Here is an 18,130-nt window from a genome sequence, read left to right on the forward strand (position 1 = left end):
GGCTGTATCGTGCAACAAGTTGAGGTTAAGTTACCGCAAAAAGAATATCCAATTTATATCGAAAATGGCTTACTTGCGCAAACGGGCACTTTAGTCAGAAAACAATGGCCTAAAGTACAACAAGTAGCGTTGATCAGTGATAGCAATGTGACGCCGCTATACGCAGAAAAAGTTCGGCTACAACTCGTACAGGCCGGATTTCAAGTTTATCTTTATACTGTGACTGCTGGCGAAGCGGCTAAATCATTAGGTGTAGTGGCGTCGTTATATGATGAATTGTTAGGCGATGGTTTTACCCGTAGTGCTGGTGTGATCGCGCTAGGTGGCGGCGTGGTTGGTGACCTAGCAGGCTTTGTTGCTTCGACCTTTATGCGTGGCTTAGCGTTTATCCAAATACCGACCTCGTTGTTGGCACAAGTGGATAGTAGTGTTGGTGGCAAAACGGCAGTCGATCTGCCGGCTGGTAAAAATTTAGTTGGTACATTCTATCAACCTGATGCAGTGTTGATCGACCCAGACACCCTAATGACCTTATCGCAGCGTTATTTAGTCGAAGGTTATGCGGAAGTGGTCAAAATGGCCGCCATTGCTAGCGCTGATTTTTGGCAGTTGATCACGCAAATTCAATCAGTAGCAGCGATTTTAACTCACGCTAATGCATTGATTCAAGCGAGTGTGACATTTAAAGCTAAGATCGTTATGGCCGACGAAAAAGAAGCTGGCTTGCGCCAAATTTTGAACTTTGGCCATACTTTCGGTCATGCAGTTGAGGCTGGTGCTAACGGCGCATTGGCACATGGTGAGGCAGTCAGCATTGGGATGGTGACGTTGACCCAATGTTTCGAGCATGCTGGTTTATCACCAGTCGGCATGACCGCAAAGTTACGCCAGCAATTAGTTGCGGTCGGTTTACCAGTGACCAGTGATTTGATCGGTCAAGCAGATTTTTATACACGAATCGCAAAAGACAAGAAAAATCGGGGTGGGCGCGTTAATCTGATTTATTTAAAGGCAATCGGTGAACCAACCGTTTATCCACTAGATCTGATGCAGCTACCTGAATTTGTGACTCAGAATTTATTGGCGGTTAAATAATGGCACCACGGTTAGCAGTATTAGGGCCAGCAGGGACGTTTAGCGATATTGCGGCACAACGCTATTTGCGGCAGCAACAACTAACCTGGCAATCGGTCTACCATAATTCGATCGATCAAGTGGCGGCCAGCATTCAAAATGGAACGGAATATGCTTTATTACCATTGGAGAATACACTGGATGGCTACGTCCAAAATACGTTGGCGATCCTTAGCGATGCAGACTTACAAGTGGTCGGCGAAGTGCTTGTGCCAGTGCGGTTCTCACTAGCAGCTAACGCGACGAATTTAGCGGCGATCAAGCGGATCTACGTTCAATTTAAAACTAAAGGGCAATGTGAACAGATACTGACCCAATTACCGCATGCCGAACGTTTGACGACGGAAAGCAACATGTTATCGTTTGCCAAGTTACAGGATGCCGCCAGTGGTGACGCCGCAATTATTCCGCAAGCGCAATTAGCGGCGTTACCGGATACTTTTTTAAAGTTGGCAGACGTCACTGATACTAAAGAAAATTACACGCGGTTTATTGTGGTAAAAAAAGCGGCCGTACCATTGCAGCAGGTCCAACCGTGGTCAAGCGATTTTCGAGCTTTATGTTATATCACGCCGCAAACCGATCATGCTGGCTTATTAAGCGAGCTGCTGCAGGTTTTTGCGCAACATGATTTGAATTTGATTTCGATCATGTCACGCCCCACACGCCGCGAATTAGGCCATTATCGGTTTTTTATCGAAATTGGTGGTCATGCCGGCCAATCGGCGACCTTGGCGGCAGCATTTGCCCAACTGAGCCCACAGAATCAAGTAAAGTATCTAGGTAGTTTTGGTAAATAAATAAGTCTGAAAATTTATTTTCAATCCTCTTGCATTTTCATGAAAATCCTTGTAGACTATCGACTATTGTCTAAATCGGTTTGGAAAATGAAAGGGGATTTTGTTGTGCGCACTTTAACTGAGGGTCGGCCATTAAAATTAATTCTCTGGTTTACGTTGCCTTTATTGATTGGTAACTTTTTCCAGCAGTTTTATAATATTGCCGACACTTTGATCGTTGGCCAAACACTAGGCGTTAAAGCTTTAGCGGCAGTTGGCGCAACTGGTGGGATTTCGTTTTTGATCATTGGTTTTGCTCAAGGGATGACCACTGGCCTATCTTTATTAACAGCGCGACGGTTTGGTGCGCATGATTTTCTTGGTGTTCGTCGTAGTTTTGGCGTTAGCATTGTGATCAGTTTAGTGGTGGCGATCTTGTTGACCATTGTTAGCTTATTGTTTACGCGGCAATTTTTAGTGATGATGGCGACGCCGACTGCCATTTTGGCGCAAGCGGTCACCTTTATCCGAATTATTTTTGCGGGTATCATCGCTTCAATGGCGTTTAATCTACTATCAAATATGTTGCGTGCGTTAGGCGACAGCCGGACACCGTTAATTTTCTTAGTCATCGCCAGTGTCGTCAATATTGTGCTGGATTTTGTGTTGATCATGGGATTTCATCTAGGTGTGGCTGGTGCTGGTTATGCTACAGTGACTGCGCAAGTGGTCGCTAGTTTATTATGTTTAGTTTACATTTGGCGCCATATTCCTTATTTGCAAGTGACCTGGCGTGATTTAAAATGGGATAAGTCCCTCTACTGGGAACATTTACGGATGGGCTTGCCGCTTGGTTTTCAGTCATCGGTGATTGCGATCGGCGCAATTATTTTGCAAGTTGCTTTAAATGACCTCGGGACTAATGCGGTAGCGGCGTCAACGGCGGCCAGTAAAATTGACCAAATCGCAACCTTACCGATGATGTCGTTGGGCATCACATTAGGCACTTATGCCGCGCAAAACTATGGTGCCCAAGCCTATGGCCGAATTATTAAAGGTGTGCGTCAAAGTTTGATGTTGTCAGTCGGCTTCAGCGTTATTTTAAGTGGTGTCATTATTTTTAGTGGCCGCGCGTTGGTGACCTTATTTATTGGTAATGATACGGCGGTGCTGGATCTGGCGCAAAGCTATTTCTTAGTGGTGGCTAGCGGTTATGTTTTCTTGGATATTTTGTTTGTTATGCGTTATACCTTGCAGGGTTTAGGCTACAGCATGATTTCAATCGTTGCTGGAATTGCGGAGCTGGCGATGCGTGCTTTGGCGGTGTTTGTGCTGGTGAAGCCGTTCGGTTACGCTGGCGCCGCGGCGGCCGAACCGTTGGCCTGGATCGGCTCCTGTATCGTGCTAGTGATCACTTATGTACGGGCGATTCGCCACTTACGCAAGGCTGAACAGTTACAGTTAAAAGTTAAAGGTGAACCGGCGCAGCTAAGCGCAACCCCGAAATTAGAATTAGCGGAAGAATAGTAAAACGCAGATTGGCCAGCAAAGGTCAACCTGCGTTTTTTTACGCGCGACTAGGTAGTTCTAATTGTGCCTGTTCTAAAATATGTCCCTGGCTGGCGTGATAAAATTCATTGAGCCAGTAGCCGTTATCGAGCGGTAACATTTGATCCAGTGCATAGACGGTTAACTGATAAAGATGGGTTTTATCCGGCGGCGTTGGACCAATGTAGCGCTGCTCGGCCAGCAGATCATCAACTTCGACAAAGGGTGAGGCGAGACTGTTTTTGCCTTGTGCGAATTGGTCAGTTAAATCACGACTGGCGTTGGCTGGTAATTTTGTTAATTCCGGCGCTAAATTAGTTGCCAGCCAATGGATCCACGGGAAGCCAGCAATAGGAACAGCATCAAAATCAAGTAAGGTCAACGCCCAAGCTTGTGTTTGCGCTGGGAAGTCTTGTACCTGAACTGGAAACGACTGAATGGGCCCATTAGCATCGCGCCAAGTTTCCGGTGCGTATTTACCATATTGATCGGCTAAATAACCATTAACAGTGGGAACGATAATTTTCATTTAAACACCACTTTCATGAGCATGTGTCAAAGGCAACGACTTGTTAGAACTGATCACCAAAAATAAGCTAAGCCAGTCATTATAAATGGCACACCTTGTTTACCCTGACTTTACGCGGTTTGAATAGTTAATTCAAGTTTTATGACAGTTAACTTTGTTCGCTAAGGGGATTGTGTTAAAATGAGTATAATTTTAATGTTCTGTTAATAATTCAAAAAGGATGATTAGGCGATGGCAGAGATCCGGCAAATTAAAGCGCAACGAATTGTGGTCAAAGTGGGTACCAGTAGTCTTATTTATCCCAACAATCAACTGAATTTACACACGATCACGCGTCTAGCTTTGGTCCTGAGTGATTTAAAGAATCAAGGTAAAGAAGTTGTGTTGGTGTCCTCAGGTGCAGTGGGCGTCGGTATGAACAAGTTGGGCTTGGCGCAACGACCAACTACAGTTCCCGAGCAACAAGCAGTGGCAGCTGTTGGTCAGGGTGAATTAATGGCGATTTATGGGCGGGCGTTTGGTACTTATAATCAGACGGTGGGCCAGATGTTGTTGACCCGTGACGTGATTGCGTATCCCCAAAGTCACAGCAACGCACTGAATACTTTCCAAAATCTACTTAAAATGAACGTGATTCCTGTTGTGAATGAAAATGATAGTGTGGCTGTCGAAGAATTTAATCATTTAACCACCTTTGGCGAAAATGATGTCTTGGCGGCGATCATTACTAATTTGATCGATGCTGATCTATTGATCGTATTATCGGATATCGATGGTTTTTATTCGGCGAATCCACTGAAAGATAAGCATGCGCATTTGTTAGATGAAGTGGGACAAATTAATCAGCAAGTCCTAGCCGCAGCCGGTGGCCATGGCACTAAATATGGTACTGGCGGGATGGTCACTAAGTTAAAAGCAGCGAAGCGGATCATTGACCATCAGCAGCAAATGGTTTTAGCCAACGGTCGTGATCCCCAAATCATTTATCGAATTTTAGCAGGTGAAAAGGTGGGGACGTTGTTTGAAGCCCAACCCACAAACTCGGTCCAGCAGTTAGCGAGTAACGATCAGTAACCTAATTCTTACTAGAAAAATGGCACCATCTATTGATTGTTGTTCTTGGTGAAGTAGAGGAGGAGTAAAATGCAAGCTATCAATGAAATTGGCCAGGCTGCGCAAAACGCCGCATTTACGATCGGCCAACTAGCAACACCAAAGAAAAATCAAGTGCTTACCGCAATGGCTGAAGCATTAGTTGTAGCAACGCCAACCATTTTAGCTGCTAATCAGCAGGATATGGCGGCGGCCGCTAATAATCAGGTACGTCAAGTTATGCGCGATCGGCTCCAGTTGGATGCTGAACGAATTGCTGATATGGCCGCTGGACTACGCCAAGTGGCGACACTGGCTGATCCAATTGGGATGATCGACAAAGGCTGGCAAACTGAAGCTGGTTTACAAATCACCCAGCAGCGCGTACCACTAGGCGTGATCGCCATGATCTATGAAGCACGGCCCAACGTAACGGTGGACGCAGCGGCACTAACGTTTAAATCCGGTAATGCCGTGATTTTACGCGGTGGTAAGGAAGCACTACAGTCCAATATAGCCCTAGCAACCGTATTGCAGCAGGTATTGACTGAATTTGACTTGCCAGCCGCCGCCATTCAATTGATCACTGACACGTCCCATGAAACTGCGCAGGCCTTAATGCGCTTAAATGAGTACGTTGACGTTTTGATTCCGCGCGGTAGCGGCCAGTTTATTCAAACCGTAGTCCAAACGGCGACGGTCCCGGTGATCGAAACTGGTGCCGGCAATTGTCACGTATACGTTGACGCTGATGCTGATTTAGCGATGGCCCGCGATATTGTGGTCAATGCGAAAACCCAGCGGCCAGCAGTCTGCAATGCAATGGAAAAATTAGTGGTCCACCAGCAAGTTGCAGCCGAATTTTTACCACAATTGGCAGCGGCATTGACACCATATCAAGTCGAATTACGTGGTGATGCGGCTGCACAAGCTATTTTACCAGCTATCAAATTGGCAACTGAAGCCGATTGGGGTACTGAATATAATGATTATATTTTGGCAATTAAAATAGTACCTGATATTGGGGCAGCTATTCGCCACATCAATCATTACAACACGCAACATTCAGAAGCAATCATCACCAATAACTATGCGCATAGTCAGCAATTTACGAAACAAATTGATGCTGCAGTCGTTTATGTGAATGCGTCGACACGCTTCACTGATGGTTTTGAATTTGGTTTTGGGGCTGAGATCGGGATCAGTACGCAAAAATTACATGCCCGTGGGCCAATGGGGTTAGCCGCACTGACGTCTACTAAGTATGTCGTGCTCGGTTCGGGTCAAGTTCGTCAATAAGGTAGTATTCAAAAAGCCGCACTATCTGCGGCTTTTTTTTCGTGCTTATACCAGAAAAATTTTGTTGCGCATTACGAATCTTCTTCGGTAATATCGGCAAACTCAGCACCAAGAAATTTAACCAATTTACGTGGATCAAGCCTCACTGAGCGACCAATTTTACCAGAAGAAACTAAAATTTCTGGCTGAATTTTAGCAGTAGTGCTGAAGTAGATCGGATAATTATATTTTTGATGGATACCGATCGGTGTATTAGCGCCGTGTTCGTAGCCGGTGGTGGCAACTAATTCTTTTAGTGGGATCAGGCCTACTTTGCGGTTACCAGTTATTTTGGCAAATTTTTTATAGCTGATTCGTTCATCAACGGGGACGACACCAACGATTGGCCCAGTTTTTTGGCCAGCCATGACTAAAGTTTTATAGATCATGTGATCATCGACGTTAAGTTCACTTAGTTTTAATTGCCGCACGTCGCCATCTTGTTCGGTGGGGAATTCAAATTGGGTGTAAGCAATTTTTGCTTGGTCAAGAATTTTTTCGACTAAAGTTTTACTAAGTTGGTCATTTTTATCATGTTTCTTACTCACGTGTAGGATCCTTTCCAAATGAATTAATAAATTTAATATAGCATTTTAGTGGCCGAGATGCGAGTCGAGGGTAACGTTTAATGTTAAACTAGAAAGAGAACTTAACTGAAAAACAAGTAATGGAGGCAGCCCATGACGGATGCAGTAGCAGAAACAATTCGCCAGCTAGATCAGTTGCGCACAAAACTGAGCCGCGGCGAACTTTATCAGCGCTTACCCCAAGAAGTTGGCGAATTAATTGATCAATTACCACATGAAAAAAGAACACCGATCGTTGTACCAACAGATGATGAAGCAGCATTGGTGCGGATCAAAGCCTTACGTACTAAAATTAAGCAAAAAAAAATAACGGCGATCAGTGATGCTGAAATTGATTTTTTACTAGCACACTTAGCATCGACTGATCCAATGGTGCGCGATAAAGGGGTTTATTTTTTATTTAACGATATCCTGCAGGCGCGCTTGTTCACAGCTGACCAGATCAAGCAGATCTATCAACGTTTGCTTAGTCCAGAAATGCTATATGGCCATATTTTGGAAACAAAAAGTAATGCCGTATTTTTACGTTCATTCAGTGTCATGATCTTATCTGGCGTTTTGTACGTGGATCGTTTGCACTATCATGTTTTGCAACCCGCTGATTTGGAAGATGTTAGTTTGAAAATAGCCGCCTATATTGCCATGGAAGCTGATGGCCGTGGCTACATTGGCAACCGCGGTTGGGCGCATGCGTACAGTCACGTTGGTAATGTATTGGACGAGCTAACCGAAAGCGCAGCGCTGAATCGGGCCAATAAACTATTTTATCTGACGGTATTACTGGCGCGTTATCAGCGATTAGAAACGCCATTGATTTTTGGTGAGGATCATCGCTTAGCTTTGACCATCGCAAATTTAGTCAATAAAAATCAACTTTACGCTGATTATTTTTTACGACTATTACAATATTGGCAACGCGAATTAATGGAGATGCGACCACAGGAAAATGAAGGATTTTGGAATTGCTGGTATAATCGCAATCGTTTATTGCAGGCTTTGATCATTCGTGGCGATCTTCCACAGAAAATTCAAGACTTTTTAGTGCAGATCGTGGATGTATTCTGATTTAGGGGAGTGATTGCGCTGCTGATCGTATTATTATTGCTCAACTTAAGCAGTTACTGGATCTACCATAAAAGCGGCGGTAACGCGAGCATACTACTGCTTTGGTTACTTTTCAGTTTGTTTATTAGCTATGCTTGGGTTGAACGGACGCAGGCCTTAACTTGGTGGCAACTGATTGGCCATAGTTTACGCGGTAGTCTATGGCTACCTTTTTCTGGGTTATTGAGTTTTAGTTTCTGGCGTTATAGTTGGCAGCCACCTAGTTTGCTACTCGATTATTTGATCAACCATCGCTGGCAAATTTTGCCGCTGCTACTGCTTGGCTATCTAGGTTTAGTCGCTTTGACGCTGCAAGGTGCAGTTGTTGGCCGCTTAAAAGTGATCGGTGGCTGGTTACTGTTACTTGTACTTTTAGCCGTTATTTTATTATTACTGCAGTGGGGTTGTGACCAACTTGGTGATCCGATTAAACGTAACAGCGCTCGCTTATTTTGGCTACTCTGGTTAAATGGCAAGTATTTACTTTGGTTGGGATTGTTATCACATTTACGCCAGCAATCGCTGATAGTCGATTATCGCTGGGCTAGCGTCGGGCTCCTAGTCTTAGTTATTTTCGCTTGGCCGTTGAGTGGGGCTTTTATTGCTAAAGGCGCAACTCATCCGCAAATTATTGCTCATCGCGGTGTCGATGGTGGCGGGGTGCCCAATACGCTTAGCGCTTTGAAACTAACAACACCAGCCCAGCCTAGTTTAGTGGAAATTGATCTACGTTTAACGCAAGATCAACAATTTGTTGTCAGCCATGATGCGGATACGCACCATTTAGCAAGGCAAAATCAGATCATCGCTCAAACCACACTCGCGCAACTACAGCAGTTAACGTTGACGGAAAACGGCCGGCAGGGGCACTATGCCAGTTTCAGTGATTATTTACAGACAGCTAAACAAGCGCAGCAGCCTTTATTGATCGAATTAAAAGCAGGTGCACATTTCCGTACACTGACGACTAAATTTGTTCAACAATATCGCGCTAAATTGCCAGCAACAACACAATTTCATAGCACTAATTTAGCAACGGTCAACTCATTGCGCCAGCAGGGATTGGCACCAGTTGGCTATATTTTGCCGTTTACTTTAACTGGATTACCAGCGACAGCGGCTAATTTTTATAGCGTGGATTGGCGGACGCTCAATCCGTTAATCGTAGTCCAGGCGCAGCAGAAAGGCAAACCGCTTTATATATGGACGGTCGATCATAATTGGGTTCTGCAGGCTGTGCGCCATTTAAAGGTTGATGCTGTGATCACTGATCAAACTAGCAAGGTTCAGCGTCAGATGCAGCAAGCACCTGGTTATGTGGGCAATTTAATATTATTATTATTGAATTTTTAAACTGATTTTTGCGTATGTTAACTTTAGTAACCGAATAAATATCACTAATTTTTGTGCGCAAAAATTAGTGATCTAGGAGGAAAATAATGCTAGAGCAACAACGTTGTCCTTGGGCACAACCTAAATTACGTGCTTATCATGATCAAGAATGGGCGGTACCGGTAACGACTGAGACCGACTTATTTCGTTTATTAGCGTTACAAGTTTGGCAATCAGGACTAAGTCAGACTATTCTACTGCGCAAACGGCCTGCCATTTGTGCTTGCTTTCATAATTTAGATCCAAATTGGCTGCGACAAACTGACGAAGCGACGTTATTGCAATATTTGGATAGTCCAGCTTTGATCCGTAATCAGCGCAAATTAATTGCCATCCGTCGTAACGCTTTTGCCTTACAAACTATTCAGCAACAAGGTGATTCTTTACAACATTTATTGTGGCAGCAGACGAAAGTAACTCATTTTACTACCGCCACAGAAATTCCCCGTTATGACGAGACTGCTGTACTAGTTGCAGCGCAATTAAAATCAGCTGGCTTTCAATTTATGGGGCCAACTAATTGTTATGCATTATTAGCAACGGCTGGCGTGATCAATTTACATTTAACCAGCTGTTGGCGCTATCCGTTGATCAATGAGGCACAAAGCGTGGCTAAACGGTCACTCGTTTTCTAGTTGATGTAGAATTTGCTGTAATTCTTGGCGGCGCGCGGCACTGGTTTGCGGGTAGGCCAAAGGCAATTGCTGTAGTTGCTGATTAATGATCTGGGAAACAATTAAGCGTGAAGACCACTTGTCGTCAGCCGGGATAATGTGCCAAGGGTTTTGGTTGGTCGCTGTATGTTGTAAAACATCGGCATACACGCGCTGATACTTTGGCCAATAAGCTGCTTCGCAAATATCAGCTTCAGAGAATTTCCAGTTTTTATCGGGCAATTCGATTCGGCGGGCAAAGCGGTTTTTTTGTTCTGGTTGTGATAAGTGGAGAAAGAATTTTAAAACTTTATAGCCGCAATGAGCAGCATAATTTTCAAAGTGCCGTAGATCCTGATAACGCGTGCTGAAAAAATCGGTTGGAATATCAGCTAGCTGGTCGATACCAGGTAAGTTTTCGCGCAATAAAATCTCAGGATGAACTTGGGTAATCAGCACATCTTCGTAGTAAGAACGATTAAAAACACCAATTTGACCGCGCCGCGGAAAGACTTGATGGACGCGCCATAAAAAATCGTGAGCTAGATCTTGTTGGGAGGGTGCTTTAAAGTTATTGACCACAATACCTTCCGGATTAACGCCACTAAGAATATGCCGAATCATACTGTCTTTACCAGCGGCATCGAGGGCTTGAAAAATAATTAGAACTCCATAGCGGCTTTGGGCGTAAAGTTTATCTTGATAACTTGCGAGCTGTTTAATATTTTTGTCGATGGCAGTTTTGATTTCACTGGTCGCAATTTTAAATGGCGGCAGCGTTGGCCATTTTGCTAGATCTAGCGTCTGGTTACCAGTATACACATACTGCTTTAAATCAATTGGTTGTGCCATGATCATGCCTTCTTTTGTTTAAAAATTATATGGTTGAAGCCAAATAAAAGAGTCAAGAACAGAATTGTTCTTGACTCTTTTAGATTATTCGTTAACTTGAATATTTGCTTTTTTACCGACTTGGTTTAAGGCTGGTTTGTTATCCAGGTCAGTCCGTACAACTAAAACATCGCAGATTGCGGTCCGCGTGACATATTCAGTAACGGAACCGATCAGTAACCGTTCGACGGCATTTAAACCAGTGGCACCGATCATAATTAAATCAATGTCGTGCTCTTTAGGGACTTCTTTAGCGATAATGACTTTTGGTGCGCCATATTCAATGGCGTAGTTAACATTATCCAATCCATTTTTCTTAGCCGTTGCCACATATTGTTCCATGGTCTTCTTAGCCGTATCAGTGACTTGTTCGACCATTGCTGAATCAAAGCTGGAAACATTCTGGAAGGCACGAGTATCAACAACGTGGATCAAGAATAATTCACCATTATTCCGTTTGGCAACTTCAACGGCTTTTCGGAAAGCTAATTCTGCTTCGTATGAGCCATCGATAGCAACTAAAATATGTTTGTATTGTTGTAGCATAATGATCACCCCAATTATTTTTTATCTCACCCTTATTGTACGTTATTTGAGGGTGTACTGTAAATGAAAGCGGCTAAATTATATTTGATTCGCGAAACTGACCGCAAAAACTGCCGCTAAAATACAGCCCATCAGTAAACAAACTAGCCAAAAAGTAACATTACTGGTGAGCATACTGATGCAAGTCAAGCCACCGATAATGGCAAAATAATTGCGGTAGTTGGTTAAAAAGCTTTTAAGCTGCGGTTCTTTTTGCGGTTGATGATTTAAAAAACGCCCATTCAACTGGCGATGTAGATAATAGCTGATCCCGAATAAAACGAGTGCAAAAACCAGCATCATAATACGCATGTTTCTAGTCTCCTATTCCACAGTTAAATTTAGTCATAGCACAAATCACCAAGCTGCGACATGGTTCCCATAAGAAAAATAAAAAAGACGACTCTTACGAATCGTCCCAGATGATCTGGTGGTGCCGTTGCAGTTCCGATTGTATTGAACCCGCGATATAAGCAGGTGGGTTCAGCTGTTGACCCATGCTAGCGTCCTCATGAAAAGGCTGGCTTTGATGAGCGTAAGAAGCTGATCCCGTATTTTAATTACTTGATCGGTCAACACATTGTGGAAGAATACGAACACCTCAGAAAATCTATCTTTATACTAGCATATGGATTATGATTGTGCAATTGATACGCTACCAAGCCAGGTTAATGCCGCTGTGCATTGAGTAAGCGTTGATATTGATCAGCTAAAGCTTTTTCGTATTTACCGTTTTCTTTTGGTTGATAATAGGTGGCTTGTTTTAATCGATCAGGCAAGTATTGTTGTTTGACCCAATCATTGGGATAGTCATGCGGAAACTTATAGCCAACACCGCGCTGCAATTTAGCAGCACCTTTGTAATGAGCATCTCGTAATTGGCTAGGCACTTCACCCGCTTTGCCAGCACGAATGTCAGCTAGTGCGGCATCAATTGCCATCATCCCAGAATTAGATTTGGGTGACAGGGCAAGGTCGATCACTGCATCGGTCAGCGGAATTCGCGCTTCCGGGAAGCCTAATTTTTCTGCAGCAGTGACTGCCGCCACTGTTCGTGCACAAGCTTGAGGATTACCTAAGCCAATATCTTCATAGGCGATCACCATTAAGCGTCGGGCAATGCTAGGCAAGTCACCAGCTTCGATCAGCCGCCCCATATAGTGGAGCGCCGCATTAACGTCGCTACCACGAATTGATTTTTGGAAGGCCGAGATCACATCGTAATGGGCGTCGCCGTTTTTATCGTTGCTAACGGCTTTACGTTGCACACATTCTTCAATGATCGGTAAATCGATCTTGATTTCGCCATCAGTTTTTGGTGTTGATCGTACTGCTAATTCTAATCCGTTCAACGCACTACGCAAATCACCATTAGTGGCTTGGGTCAGAAAAGTCGCAGCAGTTTCAGCCAACACAACTGGCAATTGGCCAAGACCGCGCTCTTGATCACTTAATGCACGGTCAACTGCTATTTTGATGTCCGTTTCGGCTAAAGGCTTGACTTCAAAAATTTGTGTTCGACTGCGGATGGCAGGATTAATGGAAATATACGGATTTTCCGTGGTGGCACCAATTAAAATGATACGACCACTTTCTAAATGGGGTAGCAGAAAGTCCTGTTTAGTTTTATCTAAGCGATGAATTTCATCTAATAATAAAATCACCGTGCCACTCATTTTGGCTTCTTCAGCGACGATTTGTAGATCTTTTTTACTATCGGTGGCGGCATTGAGCATCCGAAAGGCATAGTGCGTTGAACCGGCGATCGCACTGGCAATACTGGTTTTGCCGGTGCCCGGTGGACCGTATAAAATCATCGATGATAGCATTTTGGCGTCAACCATCCGCCGAATGATTTTACCTGGACCAACTAAGTGTTGTTGGCCGACCACTTCGTCAATATTGGTTGGCCGCATCCGGTAAGCAAGTGGTTGCATCAAAAATCCTCCTCCTTTAATATTGGTGTCATTAAGTAACTAAAAAATACTAACAGAATATTATAGCACGCCAAAGAAATTTGGCTCAAATTCCGAGCTGTTAGTTGGCTTGATTTCTTGTATAATAAAAATTGAAGTTGGCGTGGCACTTAAATCACTTTACATCGTTTGAATCAGTAACAGTGGCGCTACGCTTTAAAAGAAAGTGAGCTGGATTTATGTTAAATCAGATCGGTCAACAAATCAAAAAATATCAACATGAAGCTTTTTTATTTGCTGGGCATTACGGTGTTGAAAAAGAAAATCAACGGGTAAACGTGCAGGGGGAATTAAGTCAAACGCCATTACCATTTACGCAGCCACAGCTTTATCTAAAAAATGACTTTGCGCAGGCACAGGCAGAAGTGGCCACCGATTATTTTGGATCTTGCCAGCAAACTTTCCGCCAGTTGCAGGGACTAGATGCAGTCTTGTTGCGGGCGCTGCCAGAAAATGAACTGTTATGGCCATTATCAATGCCACCAGTTCTACCGGCGACAGCGGCGATCAAATTAGCGGCACCAACGGCAGCGGCATTGCATTATCGTCAACAAATTGCGCAAAAATATGGTTATGCGATGCAAATGATGTCAGCGGTACATATTAATTTTTCGTTATCGGAACGCTTAATGCGCTTCTTATTTGAGACGCATTATCATGATCAGTTTGCGGATAATTATATTGCGTTTCATAATGCTGCTTATTTGAAGCTAGCACAAAATTATTTACGCTATCGCTACGTGCTGACTTATTTATTTGGTGCTAGTCCGCTGGCTGAGGCTAACTTCGCACCTGAATTACCTAAAAATTTAGTTCGCAGCCTACACGCTAGTAGCCAATATGGTTACGTCAATCATAGTCAACACCAGGTTTCTTTTCAGTCGGTGGCTGCTTATGCTGCTGATTTGGAACGCTTAGTCACTAATGGCGAATTACAGGAAGCACGGGAATTTTATTCACCAGTTCGATTACAAGGCGCATCCTTGGCTGAATTAGTACCTGCTGGTATTCATTACTTAGAATTACGGACGCTAGATTTAGACCCATACGCAGCGGATGGTCTGAGTAAAACGACTCTAAGCTTTTTACATCTTTTTTTAGCTTATTTATTGGTCGTACCAAGTATTGAAACTGATCAAGTATCAACCGTTTTAGCACAAGCGACTGCTGATAATGACGCGGTTGCTCTAGAGTCACCGTTAACGGTTTCTAGCTTGCAAGATCAGTTACAGGACTTTATGCATAACTTACAGCAATTCGCACAAGATTATCAAGCACCGACTGAGCTGCAACAGGCCTTACAGGAAATGCAGGCGCGCGTTGCTGATTATCGGTTAACACCAAGTTATCGCTTAAGCCAAGAAATTAGCGCGGGTTCACTGCAGCAATTTGCTTTGCACCAAGCCCAGATTTTCAAGCAGCAAGCAACTGCGCAACCTTATCAGTTGCCAGGCTACGAGCACTTAGATGCCGCCAGTCAAATGGTATTAGCGACAGCCTATCGACGGGGGCTATCAACGCAAGTTTTGGATGGATCAGTTGGTTTATTGCAATTAGCCAACCGCGAAGTCATTGGTCGCGGCAGCAATACGCGTTTAAATTCGCAAGCGGCAACGCTGACCAGCCAAAATAAGTTAGTTAGTAAAAAATTGCTGGGCCAGGCCGGAATTGTGGTGCCAGCAGGGGCTGAGTATATGACGGTCGACGCGGCTTTGGCTGATTTTATGGATCTAGCTAAACAAGGGTTAGTTATTAAGCCTAAATACAGCGCACATGGCCGTGGTGTTACCGTGTTTCAAACACCGCCAACAGTTGATTTGTTCGCTGCAGCTATTAAACAGGCGTTAGTTATAGGAAATAGCGTATTGGTGGAAAATTATGTACCAGGAACCGTGTATCGTTTTGTGATCATTGCTGATCAGGTCCGTGCCGTGGCCGAATGTACCCCGGCAAATGTTGTGGGGGATGGCCGGCAGACTTTGGCGGCGTTAGTTGAACGCAAGAACCAGCAAGTTAATCGTGGCAAAAACTTGCCGTTACAACCGATCACTTTAGATGGACAAACAGATGCTGATCTGCAGCAACAAGGCTTAAGCCGTACAACTATTCCTGCTCGGGGCAATCAAGTTTATCTACGATTAGCAGCGAACTTTGCTACAGGGGCTGATTCAATTGATGTGACCGCTGATATAGACGCTAGCTATAAGCAAATCGCTTTAGCAGCTGCGCGTGCCCTGCAGCTACAGGTTGTCGGTGTCGATATCGTCATCGATAATCTTTACCAGCCAGTTGACAGTGAGCATCCTGAGTTGGCAACTGTGTTAGGGCTGACGGCACAGCCTGATCTAGCGGTCCACGCTGCACCTTATTTTGGCGATGCTCAGCCAGTGGTGCCGCTTTTGATCGATCAATTGTTTAAGAGTAAATAATAAAAATAGTGAGTCGACTCTAAATTGAGTTGACTCACTATTTTATTGCCGCTTTTCTTTTAATCGCGCTGAAATAAATCACTGAAAAAAGAGCGCTTTGGTTGCGGTTTAGTCTCTGTTCGATAATATTGGCTAATATCAATGTTCGATTGATCAACCGCTACGGATGCGACCAGTAATAAGGCTACCGCATCGGTTGCAGTACTGGCGGAATCGTCGTTGACCATAGTAAAGGTTAAATTATTTTGCGTTGCGTACTGTAAATAAGGCTTCAGCGTGGCAGTTAGTTTACCATTTAGTAATAATTTAGCATCAGTAAAGTGAGTTGCGGCCTGTTTAAAGGCAGGTAACGTACGTGAATCGTTTAATTGCGCAACACTAACTTTGAGCAAAACACGTTCGCGTAGTGAACCTAGATATTGTCGTCGTTCGTCTGGCTTGATCTGGGGTGTGCCAGTCATGCGACTTTTTAATTGACTTTCGAGATCGTTATTTTCCGTCACGATGGTCATCCCTTTCATGATTATTTGGTACAATAAGGTGAGTATAGCATAACCGATTTATAAACCAAGTTTAGTGCAGTCGTGTCTTGGAGTAGAAAGTAGTGATTATTATCGGATTTACAGTTGATGATTTTAAAGTTTTTAACCAGCAAACAGTCGCTGGCCGGATGGCATTGATTCGTGGACAACTAGATCCTAAATTTGAATTATTAGGTGCAACGATCAGCAAACAACTAGCAACAGAAAATATTCCAGCTTTTATTAACGTGGCTAAACACCTACGCCGCCACACTAATCCAGCGCCAAATACCTGGTTTGCTATTGGTCCGTATAAGCGCGGTTATAAAATGGTGCCACATTTTGAGGTCGGTTTCTGGGATGATCGCTTATTTGTGTGGTTATGCTTGCTGGAGAACATTCAGCAACCAGCACCATATGCGGCTATTTTGCATCAGCAGCAAAATTTGATCAAGCAATTACCCGTTGGACAGTGGCAGCTTTCTGGTAATCATATGGCGAAGCCAATCCAACCATTGAATGCGGCGAATTTAGCAGCGCAAACGCAACGTTTTATCGACGTTAAAAAAGGTGAATGGTTGTTAGGTAAAGTTTGGCTTAAAACGGATCCGATTTTTCAGACTAGCGGGGCAGTTGAGGTAGAAATTAAGCAAAGTATTAAACAATTAACGCCATTATATCGCTATTTATTAGCAGCCATCAGAGAAGACTAAAAAAGCCAGCCACATAATGTGGTTGGCTTTTTCATCGTGAAGATTACAATAATTGGTTGTAGTATTCAACGACAAGTGTCTCATCAATATCTGGTTCTAATTCGTCACGTTCTGGTAAACGAGTTAGAGAACCTTCAAATTTGTCAGCGTCAAAGCTTACGAAAGCAGGACGACCAACAACTGATTCAAGAGCAGCTTGGATGATCACTAAGTTTTTAGATTTTTCACGAATTGAGATTACTTGACCAATTTCAACTTGGTATGAAGGAATATCAACACGTTTGCCATCAACTAAGACATGACCATGGTTAACTAATTGGCGTGCTTGTGGGCGAGTTGTTGCTAAGCCTAAGCGGAAAACCAAGTTATCCAAACGTTGTTCTAGCAAGATCATGAAGTTAACACCTTGCTTACCTTCTTTGATCTTACCTGATTTTTGGAATAAGTTAGAGAATTGGCGTTCGTTTAAGCCATACATGAAACGTAGCTTTTGCTTTTCACGTAATTGAACACCATATTCAGATAACTTACGACGACCACTATTGGGACCATGATCACCAGGTGCGTAAGGGCGCCGAGCTAATTCTTTACCTGTACCAGATAGAGAAATGCCAAGGCGACGAGATTTTTTCCATTGTGGGCCTGTATAACGAGACATAGAAGAATTCCTCCAATAAATTTATTTGGAGTAAAATAACGAATTGTAAGTTCAGTATACGTGCAGTTTGTTCTGCAATTTTCGCCATCTGCAGCCGCAGGTTACTCATTGAACTTTGGTTGCAACAAACTGTTGACGTGATTACCACTTACTGCTGCATTATTTTACACAACGACCAGTGTAGCAAAGCTACTGGTTAAT

At 43.7% G+C, this 18,130-nt stretch carries 18 protein-coding genes and 1 other RNA gene; 10 read left to right on the forward strand and 9 right to left on the reverse strand.

Going from position 1 to position 18,130, the window contains the following annotated elements; all coding sequences use genetic code 11:
* Nucleotides 1–6 precede the first annotated feature (6 nt).
* The 3 genes from aroB (at nucleotide 7) to EKM76_RS00695 (ending at nucleotide 3,440) form a co-directional block, all read left to right on the forward strand.
* Nucleotides 7–1,095 (forward strand): 3-dehydroquinate synthase, encoded by a 1,089-nt coding sequence (aroB, locus tag EKM76_RS00685; RefSeq protein WP_125548745.1) that lies wholly within the window; start codon nucleotides 7–9, stop codon nucleotides 1,093–1,095.
* The gene (locus tag EKM76_RS00690) at nucleotides 1,095–1,934 is read left to right on the forward strand and encodes a prephenate dehydratase (RefSeq protein WP_125548746.1); all 840 of its coding nucleotides are present in this window, start codon (nucleotides 1,095–1,097) and stop codon (nucleotides 1,932–1,934) included. Before aroB ends, EKM76_RS00690 begins: the two co-directional genes overlap by 1 nt.
* 87 nt (nucleotides 1,935–2,021) lie before the next feature.
* A complete protein-coding gene (locus EKM76_RS00695; RefSeq protein WP_125548747.1) occupies nucleotides 2,022–3,440 on the forward strand; it encodes an MATE family efflux transporter in 1,419 nt (472 codons plus the stop codon).
* A gap of 40 nt (nucleotides 3,441–3,480) precedes the next feature.
* Here EKM76_RS00695 and EKM76_RS00700 read toward each other — a convergent pair whose 3' ends face one another.
* Nucleotides 3,481–3,990 carry a YbhB/YbcL family Raf kinase inhibitor-like protein gene (locus EKM76_RS00700; RefSeq protein WP_125548748.1) on the reverse strand — a complete coding sequence of 170 codons (510 nt, stop codon included), beginning with the start codon at nucleotides 3,988–3,990 and terminating at the stop codon, nucleotides 3,481–3,483.
* 231 nt (nucleotides 3,991–4,221) lie between these two features.
* Between EKM76_RS00700 and proB the strand changes: the two genes are divergently transcribed.
* Both proB and EKM76_RS00710 read left to right on the forward strand, forming a co-directional pair.
* Nucleotides 4,222–5,064, forward strand: a complete 843-nt coding sequence (gene proB / locus EKM76_RS00705; RefSeq protein ID WP_125548749.1) for a glutamate 5-kinase — start codon at nucleotides 4,222–4,224, stop codon at nucleotides 5,062–5,064.
* Between the two features lie 69 nt (nucleotides 5,065–5,133).
* Complete coding sequence (locus EKM76_RS00710; RefSeq protein ID WP_125548750.1) at nucleotides 5,134–6,381, forward strand: glutamate-5-semialdehyde dehydrogenase; 1,248 nt, start codon at nucleotides 5,134–5,136, stop codon at nucleotides 6,379–6,381.
* A gap of 71 nt (nucleotides 6,382–6,452) precedes the next feature.
* Here the strand turns inward: EKM76_RS00710 and EKM76_RS00715 are convergent, their stop codons facing one another.
* On the reverse strand, nucleotides 6,453–6,968 hold the full coding sequence (locus EKM76_RS00715) for an aminoacyl-tRNA deacylase (RefSeq protein WP_125548751.1): 516 nt from the start codon (nucleotides 6,966–6,968) through the stop codon (nucleotides 6,453–6,455).
* Nucleotides 6,969–7,100: 132 nt separating this feature from the next.
* On the opposite strand from EKM76_RS00715, the gene EKM76_RS00720 reads away from it, so the two are divergent.
* The 3 genes from EKM76_RS00720 (at nucleotide 7,101) to EKM76_RS00730 (ending at nucleotide 10,138) form a co-directional block, all read left to right on the forward strand.
* Entirely contained in the window at nucleotides 7,101–8,072 is a 972-nt protein-coding gene (locus tag EKM76_RS00720) for a DUF2785 domain-containing protein (RefSeq protein ID WP_125548752.1), read from the forward strand.
* A gap of 36 nt (nucleotides 8,073–8,108) precedes the next feature.
* Entirely contained in the window at nucleotides 8,109–9,464 is a 1,356-nt protein-coding gene (locus tag EKM76_RS00725) for a glycerophosphodiester phosphodiesterase family protein (protein WP_164507553.1), read from the forward strand.
* Nucleotides 9,465–9,550: 86 nt separating this feature from the next.
* Nucleotides 9,551–10,138 carry a DNA-3-methyladenine glycosylase I gene (locus EKM76_RS00730; protein WP_125548754.1) on the forward strand — a complete coding sequence of 196 codons (588 nt, stop codon included), beginning with the start codon at nucleotides 9,551–9,553 and terminating at the stop codon, nucleotides 10,136–10,138.
* Here EKM76_RS00730 and EKM76_RS00735 read toward each other — a convergent pair.
* From EKM76_RS00735 to EKM76_RS00755, 5 genes are all read right to left on the reverse strand, one after another.
* Nucleotides 10,124–10,996, reverse strand: a complete 873-nt coding sequence (locus EKM76_RS00735; RefSeq protein WP_386794896.1) for a PPK2 family polyphosphate kinase — start codon at nucleotides 10,994–10,996, stop codon at nucleotides 10,124–10,126. The genes EKM76_RS00730 and EKM76_RS00735 overlap by 15 nt on opposite strands.
* Before the next feature lie 96 nt (nucleotides 10,997–11,092).
* Entirely contained in the window at nucleotides 11,093–11,593 is a 501-nt protein-coding gene (locus EKM76_RS00740) for a universal stress protein (protein WP_125548756.1), read from the reverse strand.
* 78 nt (nucleotides 11,594–11,671) lie between these two features.
* On the reverse strand, nucleotides 11,672–11,944 hold the full coding sequence (locus EKM76_RS00745; RefSeq protein WP_125548757.1) for a hypothetical protein: 273 nt from the start codon (nucleotides 11,942–11,944) through the stop codon (nucleotides 11,672–11,674).
* A 108-nt stretch (nucleotides 11,945–12,052) separates the two neighbouring features.
* Nucleotides 12,053–12,243: non-coding RNA, 6S RNA (gene ssrS, locus EKM76_RS00750), on the reverse strand.
* Between the two features lie 57 nt (nucleotides 12,244–12,300).
* Entirely contained in the window at nucleotides 12,301–13,572 is a 1,272-nt protein-coding gene (locus EKM76_RS00755) for a replication-associated recombination protein A (protein ID WP_125548758.1), read from the reverse strand.
* A 215-nt stretch (nucleotides 13,573–13,787) separates the two neighbouring features.
* Here EKM76_RS00755 and gshAB point away from each other — a divergent pair, with 215 nt between their 5' ends.
* Nucleotides 13,788–16,037: a bifunctional glutamate--cysteine ligase GshA/glutathione synthetase GshB gene (gshAB, locus tag EKM76_RS00760; protein ID WP_125548759.1), complete on the forward strand. Its 2,250-nt coding sequence runs from the start codon at nucleotides 13,788–13,790 to the stop codon at nucleotides 16,035–16,037.
* Between the two features lie 59 nt (nucleotides 16,038–16,096).
* Here the strand turns inward: gshAB and EKM76_RS00765 are convergent, their stop codons facing one another.
* Entirely contained in the window at nucleotides 16,097–16,549 is a 453-nt protein-coding gene (locus EKM76_RS00765; protein WP_225417844.1) for a YueI family protein, read from the reverse strand.
* Between the two features lie 92 nt (nucleotides 16,550–16,641).
* Here EKM76_RS00765 and EKM76_RS00770 point away from each other — a divergent pair, with 92 nt between their 5' ends.
* Nucleotides 16,642–17,271, forward strand: coding sequence for a DUF1054 family protein (locus EKM76_RS00770; protein WP_225417845.1), 630 nt, complete (start codon nucleotides 16,642–16,644; stop codon nucleotides 17,269–17,271).
* A gap of 43 nt (nucleotides 17,272–17,314) precedes the next feature.
* On the opposite strand, the gene rpsD is transcribed toward EKM76_RS00770, so the two are convergent.
* Nucleotides 17,315–17,929 carry a 30S ribosomal protein S4 gene (gene rpsD / locus EKM76_RS00775; protein ID WP_125548760.1) on the reverse strand — a complete coding sequence of 205 codons (615 nt, stop codon included), beginning with the start codon at nucleotides 17,927–17,929 and terminating at the stop codon, nucleotides 17,315–17,317.
* Nucleotides 17,930–18,130 lie beyond the last annotated feature (201 nt).

It is taken from the genome of Loigolactobacillus zhaoyuanensis, from assembly GCF_003946385.1.
Lineage (GTDB): Bacteria > Bacillota > Bacilli > Lactobacillales > Lactobacillaceae > Loigolactobacillus > Loigolactobacillus zhaoyuanensis.